This is a genomic window from Nostoc sp. FACHB-280 (genome assembly GCF_014697615.1).
Classification (GTDB): domain Bacteria; phylum Cyanobacteriota; class Cyanobacteriia; order Cyanobacteriales; family Nostocaceae; genus Nostoc_B.
In genome coordinates, this window is sequence record NZ_JACJSD010000009.1 from 15,442 (window position 1) to 32,301 (window position 16,860).

At 40.0% G+C, this 16,860-nt stretch carries 9 protein-coding genes; 2 read left to right on the forward strand and 7 right to left on the reverse strand.

Features of this window, described 5'->3' with window-relative positions; translation table 11 throughout:
* Positions 1-195 precede the first annotated feature (195 nt).
* From H6G75_RS08710 to H6G75_RS08720, 3 genes are all read right to left on the reverse strand, one after another.
* Positions 196-969: a hypothetical protein gene (locus H6G75_RS08710; protein ID WP_190979553.1), complete on the reverse strand. Its 774-nt coding sequence runs from the start codon at positions 967-969 to the stop codon at positions 196-198.
* On the reverse strand, positions 969-3,428 hold the full coding sequence (locus H6G75_RS08715) for a hypothetical protein (RefSeq protein ID WP_199337767.1): 2,460 nt from the start codon (positions 3,426-3,428) through the stop codon (positions 969-971). The genes H6G75_RS08710 and H6G75_RS08715 overlap by 1 nt, the downstream gene beginning before the upstream one ends.
* A 176-nt stretch (positions 3,429-3,604) precedes the next feature.
* Entirely contained in the window at positions 3,605-10,687 is a 7,083-nt protein-coding gene (locus tag H6G75_RS08720; protein WP_313934818.1) for a phytase, read from the reverse strand.
* A gap of 1,037 nt (positions 10,688-11,724) precedes the next feature.
* Between H6G75_RS08720 and ruvA the strand changes: the two genes are divergently transcribed.
* Positions 11,725-12,360 (forward strand): Holliday junction branch migration protein RuvA, encoded by a 636-nt coding sequence (gene ruvA / locus H6G75_RS08725; RefSeq protein ID WP_190979554.1) that lies wholly within the window; start codon positions 11,725-11,727, stop codon positions 12,358-12,360.
* Between the two features lie 43 nt (positions 12,361-12,403).
* Here the strand turns inward: ruvA and H6G75_RS08730 are convergent, their stop codons facing one another.
* Entirely contained in the window at positions 12,404-13,078 is a 675-nt protein-coding gene (locus tag H6G75_RS08730) for an HAD family phosphatase (RefSeq protein ID WP_190979555.1), read from the reverse strand.
* Positions 13,079-13,322: 244 nt separating this feature from the next.
* On the opposite strand from H6G75_RS08730, the gene H6G75_RS08735 reads away from it, so the two are divergent.
* Entirely contained in the window at positions 13,323-14,093 is a 771-nt protein-coding gene (locus H6G75_RS08735) for a glucosamine-6-phosphate deaminase (RefSeq protein ID WP_190979556.1), read from the forward strand.
* A 366-nt stretch (positions 14,094-14,459) separates the two neighbouring features.
* Here the strand turns inward: H6G75_RS08735 and H6G75_RS08740 are convergent, their stop codons facing one another.
* From H6G75_RS08740 to H6G75_RS08750, 3 genes are all read right to left on the reverse strand, one after another.
* Positions 14,460-14,729 (reverse strand): hypothetical protein, encoded by a 270-nt coding sequence (locus H6G75_RS08740; RefSeq protein ID WP_242051483.1) that lies wholly within the window; start codon positions 14,727-14,729, stop codon positions 14,460-14,462.
* Positions 14,730-15,094: 365 nt separating this feature from the next.
* Complete coding sequence (locus tag H6G75_RS08745) at positions 15,095-15,418, reverse strand: hypothetical protein (protein WP_190979557.1); 324 nt, start codon at positions 15,416-15,418, stop codon at positions 15,095-15,097.
* A 403-nt stretch (positions 15,419-15,821) separates the two neighbouring features.
* Positions 15,822-16,712 (reverse strand): hypothetical protein, encoded by an 891-nt coding sequence (locus H6G75_RS08750; RefSeq protein ID WP_190979558.1) that lies wholly within the window; start codon positions 16,710-16,712, stop codon positions 15,822-15,824.
* Positions 16,713-16,860: the final 148 nt, after the last annotated feature.

The following is a 16,860-nucleotide window of genomic DNA, read 5'->3' on the forward strand; positions in this document are numbered from 1 at the left end:
TGGGAAGAAAAGCTAGAAACCCTCTCTTTTTCCCTACTCCCTGCGGCCTCAATATAAAAAATTAAATGCTTAACAGCTTATGGTTGAGGCTACAGCAAATTTCAAGTGAATGAAGTACACAATTGAGTTATCAATGCTATGTAGATATATTTTCATTCTGACTTCTAACTCCTGAATTCTGCTGTAACTATTATTCTATTCTTCGAGTTTTAGTGACGGGCGTAGCCACAAATATATAATCAGTCCCCAAAATGGTATTAAGCGGACTAGCCAGAGTATTTTGTCGTTATCCCATTGACGACGCGCCATATCATCTTTCACTAGCCACGACTGAAATAACCAGAATACTAACATATCTACCACAAAAGAATATGCTAGGCGATCGCTCAACAATAAATCTAATAAACCTTGCCAACGGGTTGTAATATCACCGTACTCAGGACGGGCTAATACAGCCCAACTCAACGAAACCACAAAAACCCCAGCCAAAACCGAAGGTAAAACTCGGCTTTCGCCTACTTTTTCGACAAATGTTAAAGCATTTTTTGGTACTTGTGGATTTGCTTGACGCAAACCCAACCAAGGAAGAAAAAAGACATTGGTGAGTAATGCGGTACCAATTAAGAAAGTAATTATGGAAAATCGCTGATTGCGGCCATCAATTACAAAACCCCAAAATAATAATCCCCAAGTCACCACAATATTGAATAATCCCTCTAGTGCAGGATTGCTAATTGGTGCTTCACTGGGGAAAATAATTGGTAATACCAACCAAAAATTCATACTCAAATTGAATATTTCTGCTAATGTTTTGGGTGTGACATGCAGCAGTGATTCTCCTGGCGGAATATCGCTTAATAATAAATAACCAACATAAACTAACCACACAGTCCAGATGAATCCTCTGGATAAATTTAGCGATAAATCATGAGTATTATTTGCAATAAATTGTTTGAATTCGCTGAACATTACTTTTTACGGCTATTATTACTAATAACTTTTATCCCTAAAATTTTCAGAGTTTCGTGATAATCACTAATCGTCAGAGAAGTCAACTCTTGACCCAATAAATAAAAGCTACCCATAACTTTAACAGAATTTGACCTTACGTTTTTCGCTTTGTGAAGTGTTACTGTGGCGTATCTTTGATTGTTTATGCCTTTGAGGAGAAAAATACCAGCAAAATTGAAGCTACCAGATGTAACTAATTGCTCACTATTAACGCTGGCATTGATATCTGCAAAGGTATAACCTAAAAACTTCAGATTTCCAGCAATACTGGCAGAATTATTCAGAGAATTATTGATGCCTTTAAACAGTGTAACTGTAGCACCTTCAAAAGCTAATATCCCAAAATTCAAATTACTCCTAGCTTGTAAACCCCGTTCACTGAGGCTGATACCTGATGCAGTAAATTTTTTACCTAAAATAGTTATATCACCAGTACCAAGCAGTTTTCTATTAATTAAATCAAGTTGAAATTTCGGCACATTGATATTCAAGATATTCCCTAAATTAATCGCTGCATTATTAATTTCGATGTTTTGTTGATCAAATGATAATGTGCCGTTACCCAAAGATTGGTTAAAAGCAAAAATATTTGCTGTACCTGTGGCGCTTTGATTGATAAAATCAACTGTAAGTTGGGGAATAATTAAATTTAAAAATCCGACTAAACCTAGCTGGACATTGTTTAAATTAATATTATCTTTGCTGACATCAAATGTAATACTTGCTAAAGTATTACCCAAAATCGAAACTGTGCCGAAGCCACTGCCTTTACCAGATTTTCTATCAATACTTAAGGCATCAACATCAATACTCAATAGATTAGCCAAACTGATATCAAAGTTCTTAAATATTGCTTGTTCAGGCGTAATTTTAAACTCCACATTGGCGATTTCTTTGCCCAACATTTCTACATAACCATCTCCCTGAAGATACTGTTCATCGGGAGTTACCTTGAGAGATAAATCTAAAGTATCATCATCTGTACCTTTAATTTTCAGAAACTCTAAATCGATTTCTGGGACTTTTAATGAACCCTCAATATGCTTAAAAGCTTTATCCCCTTGCAAACTTAAAATTGCTGCATAACCCCAAGCATTAACTTTGCCATTAATTTCTAAACCTTCTGATATTGGTTGTGCTGCAATGGTTGTTGGGAAAGGTACATACTTAATTAAGGGGTTAAGTATGCCGTCTCCATCTCTATCTAGTGGTTCAATGTTTAAGTTGAGTAGGTTTTCTAAAAAGCCTAAAGCTTGATTAACTAAATCAATTGAATAACCTACTTGCTTGGTAATAAAAGATGTGACTGGCCCACGCCATAACTCTATTAGACTAACTGCTTGCTTGGGATTTAAAATTAACGCTAATCTTTCAGGATCATTAGTATCCATGAGAAATGCAACTTCCAAATCAGTCTTGTCCCATTTCAAATCACCAATGAAACCAAAATTATCAAAATAAGGAGGTAAATATGTTCCGCCTCCTTGAAATCGGATATTGCGAAGTTCAGTTCCAACTAAACCGTAAGGATTACACCAAGGTTTTTCGCTTTGCTGGCTGAAGAATGCTGTTAAAGATTCTGGTTCTAACGATAGACTACCTGATAGCAATAGTTTCGGTTCTTGTTCTTGGGTGGTATCGTAGCCTTCAAGAATTAGGTTTCCTATTAGTCCAAAATTCGGTTCTAAATCAGTTCCAATATTTAAATTGATGAGTAAGTTATTAAAAGTAGCTTTAAGTTGTTGCTGACACAATAATTGAACATTGCCAGGAATATTACCTATTAAACTTACTTGTCCCATAGGATTAAAGCTAATTATGGCTGTGAAGCCAGCCATGCCTAAATTTCCACAAATAAAGTTACTAAAATTTCCAGGTAAATTATTTAAATCAATGTCGCCAATAAAATTTAATCCTGGGTTTAAGTTGATACTGCCTAACTTGGGATGAGTAAAATAATAGCTATTATCAGTTATGATTATCTCTGTATTACCAAGGTTTAAATCGGTGATAATAGGTATTGTATTTGTTAAAAACTTAAAGCTAAAATTTTTAGGTAATTTATATTTTAATGTGGTTTTATCGCCAAAAAGTACTTCTATTTTTTGTTTATTTAGTAAGCCTTTAACCTTGAGTTCTATTTCTTGCCTATTTTGAGATACTGTATATTTTGGCGTGAATATACTAATTTTATGACTGCCAAAGATGGCATTAATTATAGTATCAAGTGCCACATTCATGTATGGCACTGGACTATGAAGGTTAAAGGCTTTATCTAAATCTAAATCTAAATTATGATTGTCATCGAAATTAATTTCTGAGCTTGATTTAGCTAGATTTACACTATCTAAAGACTCAAGTTTGAATTTGATATTCTCAGGTAGGATAATTTCGGCTGAGTTAAGAATATTAGGCATAAGTAAATTATCGTAAAAGTATTTTATAGCATTTATTAACTAACTATACAAAAACTAGCTCAAATTCAGTATATACGCGCAAAAATGTTTATAAAAATAAATTAGCCCTACCTAAAAAGTAGGGCTAATCGCTATTGTTTATCTCTGATGAAGAATCTAATTGCTAGAGAAGATAATTAGGCGATGTTTAATTCAACGCGGACGATTAAATCGTTGAAATCGCGATCGCCTCCTCTTGGCAAATCTTCAAAGCCAAAGATATTACTACCTAACAAAGCAATTTGGTCTGTTTGTCTGGTGTTAGCACCTAAGAATGGGAAGTAAACCGCCGGATTTCTGGGGTTGCTATCTAAAACTGCTTCTGGTGTGCCATTGGCAATAATAAATGGTGCATAGATATAACCTCCTTGCAGGGTTGCAGAGTAGGTTGCTGTTCCACGGTTAGCTGTTAGGTCAATACCTGAAACACGGTTGCGGACAGCTGCTTCAGTATAACCAGCTTGTCCGGGTAAGATATCTGCTTGACCATCTCCGTTGAGGTCAATACCACCATTCACATCGCTGACTCGGTAGAAACTGGCGTAGTTTCTATAGCCTGCATCTTTGCTAACGACAAAATCAGCAGTGACCAATTCTGTAACGTTACGCAAGTCAATGAGTTCGGCTTGTGATTGACCTTGCAAAGCTGTACCAATTGGTAAAACTGTGTCGGTCGATTGGATATTGACTACTAAATCTTGGAAAGGCTGACCATTTCCTGGTTGAAATTCCCAAGCGAGGGAGAATGTATCGTTACCTAAGTTGGTGATTCTTTGGGTGTTGGGATTAGCGAAGATAACGCTGTTGCTAGGGATATTACCAGCGCGGACATCATCACTAGTACCGCTTCTGACTACATAGAATCTGAGTTGGTCGCCTGAATCAAATTCTAGTAATCTCGAAACATCGGCATTATTTAAGCCACGATTCACCGCCGAGAAGATGGTTCTAGCCCTTTCTAAAGCGGCTTCAGTGTAACCTGCTTCGCCTGGGGCGATACCGTTGATTCTACCTGCGGCATCATCTACAGTAAACACACCGATTTCATTGGTACGGCTAGTACTGCGTCTGGTGAGGTCTACTTGCAGTCGGGTTTTGGCACCACTACCCTTGATTGTGAATATATCACTGTTGGGAATTTGGGCGAGAGGGCGATCGCTATCGGCAATAGTAACAGTTGCGGTGGTGTTAGTTCTGGCAAGGTCGTAGTTGTTACCATCCACTAACGTCAAAGTTACTGTTTCATTGCTTTCTACCAAGTTGTCATCAATTGGTTTAACGGCAATATCGACGTAGGAACTACCAGCCGCGATGGTGGCTGTACCTGTGAGGCTGTCGTAATCACTACCGTTAGTGGCAGTTCCACCAACAGTATATTTGAAGGTTAAAGCTGTATTGGTATTACCAGCACGAGAAATGCGGAAGGTTGCTGGGGTGGAATTTCCTTCTGTGGCATTGGGAGTAGTGCTTGTAACACTAATCACACCAGTAGTTAAATTCAGGGGCTTGTCTAGATGCAGGAGAATAATTTCGTTGTTGTCGATGTCTCCTGGTCTACCTTGGGAGAAGGGATAATTATTATCGTTGGCGACCAAGATGGTGTTCGCATCCAATACCAACACATCTTCAATGGTAACGAAGGGGAAGGTAAATTTTGTGCTACCGTCTCGATTCAAGTCATTGGGGTCTTGAATATTCAGCAAATCTGCGACTTCTTGTTTTTCGACAAAGCCATTAGCATCGCGTTTTGAGAAGTCTACTTTGAATATTTTCTTGAATTGGGCGGCGCTACCTTGCAGACCATCCCGTTCAATTACCAGATATTCATTTTCGTTGATGACGGTGAAATCACCAATGGCATAACTGGGGTTATCCAAACGGTAATAACCAACCAAACCTTGATATTGTTCTGAGGCGACATCAAATTTATAAATCCGCAGTGAACCAGCAGGGTCGCCAGCCACAGTACCTTCTAATAATGGGTACAGAGTTTGTCTGTCGGGACTGATGGCTAAACCTTCAAAACCTCTAGAACCACCAAGGTTAGCAACGGCTGGCTGTCCAACAAATTGGTCGCGGACTAAATCACCGACACCGGGGAAATCGGTAAAGTAAGCATCTACACCCAAATCGATGAATTGTCTGTATTCTGCCAGTGGGTCGCCGTTGTAATCGGATGCTAAGAACACGCTTTCATTGCGGAAGGTATAAGGATGTACCTGCAAACCTGCGGCGTGGGCATCTTGGACTAAAGTTGTGGGAGTAGCCAAGACTCTATCTGCATCGGTAATTAAACCATCACCATCGAGGTCATCAGCTTGACGATCACCGTTACGGTCTACCGTTGTAGCGGGGATAATCAAGCGTTTGTTAGGCCCAATCCCGACTGCGTAAGTGGCGATCGCCGCTAGTCCTGTCGGTCTAATTAAGTCGCCGTAGGTGCGAGTATCACCATTAAATTGGAAGTCGTAAGGTTGACCTGTCGCGCCCCCAATTAACTGAATTAAGGGGATATTAATTCTGGCGGTGGGTAAGATATTTTGTTTCAATTCCCGCAGATTACCCACCTCAAAGGATTGAATAAATACTCTGTCGGGATCAGTAAAGTTTTCCGCAACTAAAACATTTACCAGCAATTGTCCCAGACTGGTATTGATGGGTGTACCGTCAATGCGTCTACCTTCAACAGCAAAGTAAGTCGGGTGTTTGGTTTCGGGATAAATGCCGATTTTCCGCCCAGTTTCGGCTTCTACTTGCTGTACCAAATCAATGATTTCTTCCAGGGTAGGAACTTTCAACCCATCATTGTTAAATCTGGTTCCGCGCAAGCCCGGTAAGCGTTCAATCGCATTCAGAGTTTTGATTTCTGCTAAGGTGAGGTCTTCGGTAAACCAACCTCTGATAGTTCTACCATCGATAACTTTGGTCGTCAGTCGGTCAGCAAACTCAGGACGCAGGTAAATATCGGTGCTAGTGTCAGTTAGATTAACTGAACCATCATTGTTGAGAATTGCCAAAGCATTTTCGTGACGGGCGATTAAACGTCCATCTTTGGTCGCTACTAAGTCAGGTTCGATGAAATCTGCACCTTGAGCGATCGCTAGTCTGTATGCTTCTAAAGTATGTTCTGGTCTTTCACCACTCGCGCCACGATGTCCAATAACTAATGGTGCATCACCACTTAAAGTATTAAACTCCCGTAGATTGCGGACATCGGGGTTTTGAGGCGATCGGACAAACTGTCCGGTCAACTGGTCACGGACAAAATCACCAGTCCCAGGAAAATCTGTAAAATAACCATCTACACCCAAATTAATAAACTGGCGAAACTCTGCTTGAGGATCACCGTTGTAGTCGGATGCAAGATAACGCCCTTCGTTACGGAAGGTATAAGGATGGACTAACAAGCCTGCATTATGGGCATCGCCTACCAAAGAGGTTGGTGTAGTTAAGGTTTTGTCTGCGTCGTTAACTAATCCATCACCGTTGACATCATCGGCTTGACCATCGCCGTTAGCATCCACACCGCGAACCGAAACAATCATCCGCTTCCAAGGGCCGATTCCTTCAGCGTAGGTGGCAATTTCTCGCAAACCTTCGGGTGTTCTTAAATCGCCGTAGGTGCGAGTGTCACCATTAACTTGAAAGTCAAAAGGTCTGATTTCATTTAGCGAACCATCAAGATTAATATCACCTGCATCCAACAACTGAATTAACGGCAAGTCAATACCAGCCGCAGGTAAAATCACATCATTGAGTTGGCGGAGATTACCGACCTCGAAAGATTGAATAAATACGCGAGTGGGGTCAGTAAAATCATTCTCAACTAAGAGGTCTACTAACTTTTGACTGATATCTTGATTGATTGGTGTACCATCGAGTTTTGTCCCGACGGATGCAAAGTAGGTGGGGTGCTTAGTTTCAGGATAAATGCCGATTTTCTTACCTGTATCTGCTTCTACCCGCTTCACTAAATCAATGATTTCTTGCAAAGTAGGAATTTCGTACAAGTCGTTAAAGGCTTGAGTACGGAAACTTGGCTGAATTCTGGCGCGGAGGGTTTTAATTTCTGCGAGGGTGAAGTCTTCAACAAAGAAACCTTCCTCCGCGATGCCATCTACAATTTTAGTTCTAAGGCGATCGGCAAATTCAGGATGATCTAAAACGTTGGTAGTGTTAATAATATTCGGTTCGTGACGGGCAATCAACACACCATCTTTTGTCACCACTAAGTCCGGTTCAATGAAGTCTGCACCTCTTTGAATCGCCAACATATAAGAACCAAGGGTGTGTTCTGGTAGTTCACCACTTGCGCCTCGGTGTCCAATCACAATCGGTGTTTGACCGTTGAGGGTGTTGAGATTGGTAATGTTGGGTGTGGGAATTGGTGCATCTAAAAGTTTGCCAGTTGCATCAAAGTGCAGTAAGTAAGGGCCAAACTCATCACCAATCCAGAAAGTACCATCTTCCGCAATCACGAAAGATTCGATATCAAAATCTGCACCAGTTAATAGGCGATCGCTGGTGTTTTCATTCACAATCTGGAAAGGAACTTTATTATCTGGGTCAGATAGCTGAATAAAGTTCAAAATATTGACGCTTCCGTTACCGCCTGGTTCTGCACCCCGGAAACTCGGATCAGCACGATAAATCCGCAGTAGATAATCGGCGCTATTATTTTGACTACCAAAACCGTTGTCAGAGAGGAAATAGAAGGAATTATCATCAGCCCTCTGCACACCACTGAACCCTTGTATTGGTTGGGCGGCGAAGGGGACATTTCGACCGTTGGTATTTCCTGTGATTGCACTACCAGACCTTGGCCCCTCAGCAAAGGTATCAGCAGGAAGTGAAGCAAAGCCTTTGAGGGTGACTCTGGGGACAAACTGGGAAGTATCAGGATTGCGAGGATCGTAACCTGTGGTATCGATGGTTAAAGCCTCTGGGAAAGCGTTGGCGATGTTTTGCCAAGGAACAAACTTAAAGTTACTGCTGATGTTTTCAATTTCCCCATCATCTTCTACAAGTACGGCGGGATCATTAGAACCGTCTTGGGTGATAAACACGCCTGATGGAAAGTTAGCGCCTAAAGGTACATTGATCACATCTGCACCGTCAGACTCCTGCACACTATCAATTGACCCGTTGTTACCGACAGCAAAGCTACCTATATACTCGTTATTACCTGCACGGTTGTAAGCCACAAAGGTGTTATCGCCTTGGCTAGAAGCTAAAAGATAGCCTTGACCATCGCTACCATAGTAAATTGTTAATCCTTCAACATCATCGCTGAGATTACTACCACCCAAATCTCGGACGCGATCAATCAGTGTACCTGTACTGCTTCCGTAGGGTTCTGCGTCAAATTTCCAGATACCGACATCTTCCTGACCGATGTAGAGATAACCTGTTTCTTGGTCAACTACCATCCCTTCGGTTTGCGGCGATCGCCCTTCTGTGGTAGGAATGGTAAATTCCCTGACTAGTTCTGCACCAATTTGACCATTACCTTTGTCTATTAATTTTAACTGGGCAACGTCTCCAGTTTCCCGACGGCTAACAAAGGCATAGTAATTATTGCTTTGGGGGCTGCGGTATAAGGCTAAACCGTAAGCACTGCGTTCGTCGGATGAATAAGGCGGTTCAAAAGGTGCTGCTTGGAAAATAGTACCAAGACTGCTATCGGTGATGTCTTCTAAATATTCACCGGGGGTTGTGGGGTTGGGATTAATTTGGAAGATTGCTAGTTTATCATTTTCGCGATCGCTGGCTACAGCAATATCAATGGTTTGATTCCCCAACTTAAAGCCATATTGCAAATCAATATTGTTGTAGCGAATATCACAAGGATTGAAGGTTTGCAACAATTCCCCAGACAAGTTGTAAACCCGCAACCCGCCATTTTTTACCGAGGTCAATACCAAGCTGTCGGCGGAATTGGTGGCGTTGACATAAATAGCTGGGTCATCTGCATCGGCATTTTGAATATCATCATCCAATAAAGCGGGGCTGGTTTCGACAGTTGGTGCAACGGTGGGAATTAAATCTGCACCCAAAGTTAGAATTTGGGTAAACTGAGTGGCGCTGAAGTTGTTGTCACTCACCAGAACAATTGATTGACGACCATCTGGTAAGGTGGGGCCAAACTCTATCCCTTCGATGTTATCTAAGCCAGTGGGTAAATCTAAATCATTCAAATTCAACAGTAAGCGTTTTTGGGCTGGTTGAATTGCAGCTAATTGTTCAGAACTCAAACTACTGAGTGAGTCAATGCTGCTGATATCAGTTGCACCTTGGAGAGAGATTTCGTAGATTTTGATTGTATTACCTGTACCCGGAACGCCCGTAGAAAAAGAACGTTCTACAGCGAGGATTGTCCCGCGATTATCAATAGCTAGTAAATCTACTAAGCCATTGGTGCCAAATGCAGTATTTGGTACTGGTGTTTCTGCTACTGAGTCAGTGACATACAAGTATTCTTTTGTTGGCTGTCCTGTAACCAAATCATATTGCAGGATGCGCGAAGGTGTACCCGTAGTCAAAGAAGCCACAGCCCCATCTTGGAATAAAGCATTTTCGGTGGCGGTGAATAAAGTTGTTTGGTCTGGGGTAATGGTGAGACTTTCCAAAGCCAAGTTATTTCTGACACCAGAGGTTTGAGTATCACCTGGATTAATCAAACCATCGCTGTTAGTATCTTGAACCACTGGTAAGAATTTAGTCGGGATAGTTAGCGATCGCAATTCCTGACCTGTAGTCAGAGAAAATTCCCTGACAAACGGATTTGTTACCCGACCAGCATTAATATTGACTTCTCCTTCCGAAGAAATGAAAACTGTATTGTTGTTAGTTAATACAATATCTTCTGGGTCTAAACTCAACGCCGCAAAGAAATTACCATTGGTATCTCTGAGGGGAGTGACATTAGTAAAAGTCACATTATTAGTAGCAGGATTACCAGTGAAAGTATAAAAGCGGGCAGGGCCAATTTGGGAGCGATCGTCCGAAATGGCATAGTAACGATTATTAGCAGCATCGTAAGCAAGACCAGATAAACCACCTACTGGAGTTGGCGTACCATTAACAATTCCTGCTACACCAGAAGGAATAAAACCTGTAGCAAAAATCTGTTGTCCTAGAAATTCTACATTGGTGATAGTTTTACCAGCTTGCATATTTTTGGGTATGGATAAATCAGGATTCAGAGAAGCGATTTCCACTTTTACTCACTAAAAATTCGTGAGTTTGTGAACAGGCGATTGCAAATTTGCCATGAAAATATAAACCGCAAAGATGCACTTTACAGCTTGGGCGATCGCGCTATGAAATAACTGTGAGATTCAGTGCTTCACGCTATCCCAGCTAGGTTAAGAAATGCCTAGCAAAAGGTTAATTAAACTTCCTTGTCTGAACTTTGGAAAAGTCAGCCTGTTTGGGGAGATAAGGGAGACAAAGAAGACAAGGGGGACAAGGTAGACAAAGTAGATTCATATCTTGCACCAAACGACTGAAGTCGCGGCTACACAGATAAAACCCGCACTTCGACAAGCTCAGTGACCACATTTCGGCAAGCTCAATGACCGCCTGCGCGGGTTCCAAACCTTGATTTGATGTTAGTCCGCCTAGCCTGTGGCAACAGCAAAGCTGAACGCGGATTAGTATATGCAAATAGCCTGTGAAGGCAGGCTTTGTTCTTGTAGCCGCGACTTCTAGTCGTTCGCGTCTATGTGGTTCGTTATCTAGTCCTATATATAAGTAGTAGACTACCGAAATTAATCGGCGTTCATCCGCGTCCATCTGCGGTTAATTTTCTTCTTGTCAGTCCAGTAGAGTCACAAATCAATTTCCTGATTGCAGCGATCGCACAACCCCAACAAGGTCTGTGTCAGATAATTTTTCTCTTAAAATCGGAATTTGCAGATAAAATTTTACCACAGATTGAGACAAAATCCTGAAAGTATGCTTTAAATATAAAGTTAATCTCTTACAACGGTTTTGACCTCGACATTGTACCGTTTTTCAGCGTTCAGGGTCAGGCAATGGAGTTTCTTCGGCAAAGATAGCAATTTGCAGCAGAAAAAACAGTTGTCTGAAGTGATTCAGGTAATGATATTGCATTGTTCGCTGTGGGCAATAAAGGGGGAATCATATTTAGTAATGCTCAATGGCATACTAAACATCCGACTGGCTATCGGTAATTAGCACAAAACCCTTGTGTTGAGGGAATTCTAAAAGTTTTGTAATATTGTGGATTCTTATGATTAGCTATCTCAAAGGTCTTGTTGCGGGTGTTCAGACAATTGGCGGTAATCGCGTCATTTTGACGATCGAAGTCAATGGTATTGGTTATGATTTGCAAGTTCCCCAAAGGTTAGCACAGCAGTTACCAGAATCGGGAGGAGTGGTGCAAATTTTCACTCATTACCAAATTCGGGAGGAAGTACCTTTACTGTATGGCTTTGCTTCACCAGCAGAACGGGATTTATTTCGCCACTTGCTAACAGTTAGCGGTATTGGTGCAGCTTTGGCGATCGCCCTCCTAGACACCTTGGAATTACCAGATTTAGTCCAAGCCATCATCGCAGGTAACACCCAAATCTTAATTCAAGCCCCTGGTGTGGGCAAAAAAACCGCAGAACGCATCTGTTTAGAACTGAAAAGTAAATTGATTGAATGGCGCAAATCAGCCGGGTTCTTCGTCGCTACAGGCGGCCCAGCACCAGGGATTTTAGAAGAAGTGCAGATGACTTTGTTCGCCTTGGGTTACACAGCCCACGAAGTTAGCCACGCCTTACACGTTGTGAGTGAAGACATTGGGCTACCCAAAGATGCTTATGTGGAAGATTGGATCAAACAAGCGATCGCCCACCTCAGCAGCGAACAAGTGCAGTAGAGGCTAGAGACTAGTATTTTTTCTCAGCACTTGCAACTACTGACTAATATTTAATCAAATCTGGTTCAGTCGAAGAATTTAAAAACGTCCACAACTGCAAATCGGTAAAATCGGGAATTGCCATAAACGCGCCGACTGTTTGCAGATTTTGTGGATCGTGGGTGGAGGCGATACCAATGGTAGGAATCCCAGCCGCAACAGCCGCACGAATACCCGAAGGAGAATCTTCCAGGGCGATCGCTTTCTCTGCGTTAATCTTTAATTTGTTTAAAGCCACTTGATAAGGTGTAGGATCAGGTTTACCTGCGGTGCAATCTTCTGCCAAAATCACTGCATGAAAAGCTTCTTTAATCCCTAAAACCTCAAGCACAAATTCTACATTCAACCGAGGTGCATTGGTAACTAATGCCCGTTTTAGCTGATGTGTTTCTGTCCAAGCTATGAGTTCAGCAAATCCACTCAACGGTTGCAAATGGGAAGCTAATTCACGAAACAATGCTTCTTTATCGTCAGCAAATTTCTGCCCTTCTGCTGCTGATAATTGCGGCAAAATATCTTTGACAATTTCTGGATTCAAACGTCCACTAATCCGAGATTGGTAAAATTTTTCATCTATATCAATGTTGTAGTCTGCCAACATTTGCTGCCAAGCTTGGTAATGTATCGGATCAGTATTGACAATAGTGCCATCCAAGTCAAAGAGAACTGCTGCCAGCATAATTTCTTAAGTGTAAACAAATATTAACTTTATTTACACAGTTTACCTGAAAAGTGTGAAGTATGAAAAGAAGAAGTTCATATAATTAAGTAGGGTGACGCACTGCTGAAAGGATGTTTTAACAGTTATCTTGTTGGTAGGTGGTGGCGTGTTAAGGCAAACTTCTACTTTGTGTGACGCTTAAATCCTCAGATTGCTGTAACACACCCTACTAGACTTCACACTTCACACTTCATACTTCAAAATGGTTGCTGCCAAAAACTTTTTTCGTGTTGATGATTTACAAGTGCAAGTTTACAATTCTGAAGCAGAAATGGCTGAGGATGTTGCACAGATTACCAACAAATATTTAAAGGATATCTTAGACAAACAGGGTAAAGCTGCTGTTTTATTAGCAACAGGTAATTCGCAACTCAAATTTCTAGATGCGTTAATTAGGTTGGGTGGTGTAGATTGGTCAAGAATTACTTTATTTCATTTAGATGAATATTTAGGCATTACGGCTGATCATCCTGCGAGTTTTCGACGTTATCTGCGAGAACGGGTAGAAAATAAACTAACTCCGCAGCAATTTCATTATATAGAAGGTGATACATTAGAGCCTGTGGCTGAATGCGATCGCTACACGCAATTACTCCAAGCACAGCCAATCGATTTATGTTGTTTAGGTATTGGCGAAAATGGACATTTAGCTTTTAATGATCCTGATGTCGCTAATTTTCATGATCCTTATAGTGTCAAGTTGGTGAAATTAGATATAATCAATCGCCAACAACAAGTAAATACTGGTCATTTTCCCAATATCGACAGTGTGCCACAATATGCTTTTACTGTCACTCTGCCATTAATTTGTACAACCAAAAAAATTATCTGCCTAGCACCAGAAAAACGCAAAGCCCAGATAGTAAAACAGATATTAAAACAAACAATCAGCACCGATTGTCCTGCATCAATTCTCCGTCATCAATCACAGGCAACTTTATTTTTAGATGTTAATTCTGCGAGTTTATTGTAGTGCTTAGTGAAAGATATGTGTATAGCAATCAACACTTATCTTCTAGCTTAATACTAGATAAACAAGCCTCAAGATAAGGGCAATCTTCACACTTAATTTCTTCACCTGGATTCGCACAACCACAAGGAGGTGCAATCAAGCATTCGCTTAGTTTTTTAGATTTGGAAGAGGGTTTTAGTATTATTTCAGTAGCCGCTTCTTGGAGGCAGAAAATTACATCCCGCACCATAATATTGAGCCTTTGGTTATCTAGGTAAACTAATTATTCATTCGTGATTTAAGTGATGAGTAAAATGTAAAATTAATTGCACTCAACGCACACCGTTTAAATTCCTAATTTCAATCCCTAACTTTATTTATGGGGTTTCACTCAGCACTCACACTTCGACGTTGCTCAGTGTAAAGCACTTTCAACTCAGCACTCCTGAACTGATAAGTTTCAGTTGACCATTTTACCCATGCTGAAACTTGATCCTCAAAGACAAACTCTCGTCTTTGAGAATTAGCAGTCTCAGCTACTAATACCTTGAGAGTTACGGTTTGCATATTATGATTCATAGTCTGCTGTCCGTAACCAATCACTTTTCCTAGATGACCTGTTTGTTGATTCAGCACATAATCACCAATGGTGAACATAGTGACACTTTCAACGTGGATAAGTAGATGAGTTTTATTTTATTCTCTATAAAAAATTAAATACAAACCTCATGCTTATAGGATGATTTACTTTATCATATTTTCATATATTGTCTAACTAGCGATAGATGTCATACCAATTCTATGTGAGTCTGCATTTAATCTTCATATCTCTTCCTTCTTTGTGTTCTTTGCGCCCTTTGTGGTTCGTTCTTTAATTCAGTGCATCTTCATGCAGAATTGGTATCAGACTATTTTAAATTAGTAATTACTTTCTCTAGTTTGGTCTAAATTCTTAACTAAAAATAAAACCCGATTTAGGCAGAAAATCGGGTTTGTTGTGCTTTAGTATTAAAGATTGATTTTCATCTGTTCAATGCTAACTCTTTTTTTTGTTTCATAATTGATAAATACTCACTACGAGTTCCATCTACACGGTAGTGGTCACAGATGCGACAGAGTTTGAGCAAATCCAATCGACTAAATACTTTTTGACGTTCAATTCCGTTATCGTTTCGCCAGCGCCAAAAAGTTGTACGGTCAATGCGGCGATCGCTCTCAGGCCATCTTCTGCGAGATAAAAAATTTACCAATTCTTCTTCGTAAAACAAGTAGCCTTTTGGTAACTTCAAGAGTTCTTCTCTTAAATCATTTAGCGGTATGAGTGGATCTAGCTCAGATAGTCTCATGCCAGCAAGCCCTTATAGTTTCTTGTACATTCAATTACACAGCACACTTTTGCAACACGGTTTTATCACTTTTTTTGAATTGAAATACTGCAAGATTAAGTCTGAATAGAGAGTAATAAGATAGTAGGATGAACATTATATTTATTCTCCCTACTACTTTTTTTACCCGCTTTTCTCAACAAACAGTACAAATTTACGTGATTTAATCAAACACAATAAACTGATTAATACTTAATTGCAACCCTCATGCAACAATTTAATATCATGTTCAGCTATTTTCAATAATTATCAAAATCTACTTTTAGATAGATGTACAATTTATATTAGATAAACATAAAAGCGATCGCCTGATGTTTACTGCCAATGATGCCACTAGTAACACTATAATAGGCGATCGCAAAACTTACACTACATTTACCCAAAAATCGGCTGTGCTAACTTTACCATTACGCTGAAATTGCATCCACAGTTTATATGTTCCAGGTTGAGGAAAGTTGGTGACGAATTTTATCTGTCCATCTGGACTATTTTTGTGAGCATGGGCATGGATATAATCAGCAACTGTCAAGGGTGATGAACTTTTCAAAATCACTAAATGTCCTCTTTCGCCTAAATAAGTCTCTAAACCCTTAATTGGCTGATTATTTGCCGTATCTTTGATATCAAAATTTAAGGTAACTTCTTTACCAGCCTGGATATTTTGATTGGCAACATCAAGATTAACTTTAACATTAGATATAACTTTAGTTTTTTCAAACTTTTCTAAACTTTTTGGTAAGGGGATTGAACCAGGAATTTTAATTTGCATTAATGACAATGCTTCATTTTGTCCAGATGGTTTATAGTCACTAAACAAACTATAGTTACCAGGAGTGGAAAAATTAGCACTCACTTCAAAACGTCCATTACCTTTATAAGTAGGATGAATATGATCATAAGTGGCTAAATCCTCGCGCACGATAATTAAGTGCATGAGTTTTTCTTGAAAAGTATCAAACTTGTTTATGGATTTACCGTCAGTATCTTGAATATTAATTACTAAATTAACAGGCTGATTTGGTATCAAATTTTTTGGCGTAGTTAGTTTTGCTTGGGTAGTGATGTTTGTCTTCGCACCATCACTAGTATGTTCCATTGAGTGACCCTGATGTTCACTCGACATATTATGCTGATGATCAGTTTGATGTGGTTCACTCCCAGATACCTGCGTTTTGTCAGATTTTTTAACCGATGAGCAACCAGATACGATTAATAGGCTAGTTAATACGATAATTCCAGTCCAAAAACGCTTCATTTTGCTTTTATTCTCCCATTAAACCTAACATTTCTATGAAAATCTAGGGTAACTGCTCATAAGATAACTCATCAAGAAAAGAGTTATCAAAAGAAGTTATATTTGTTATACAATATAAACTTATTTCAGAAAATTTACGGTAACAAGC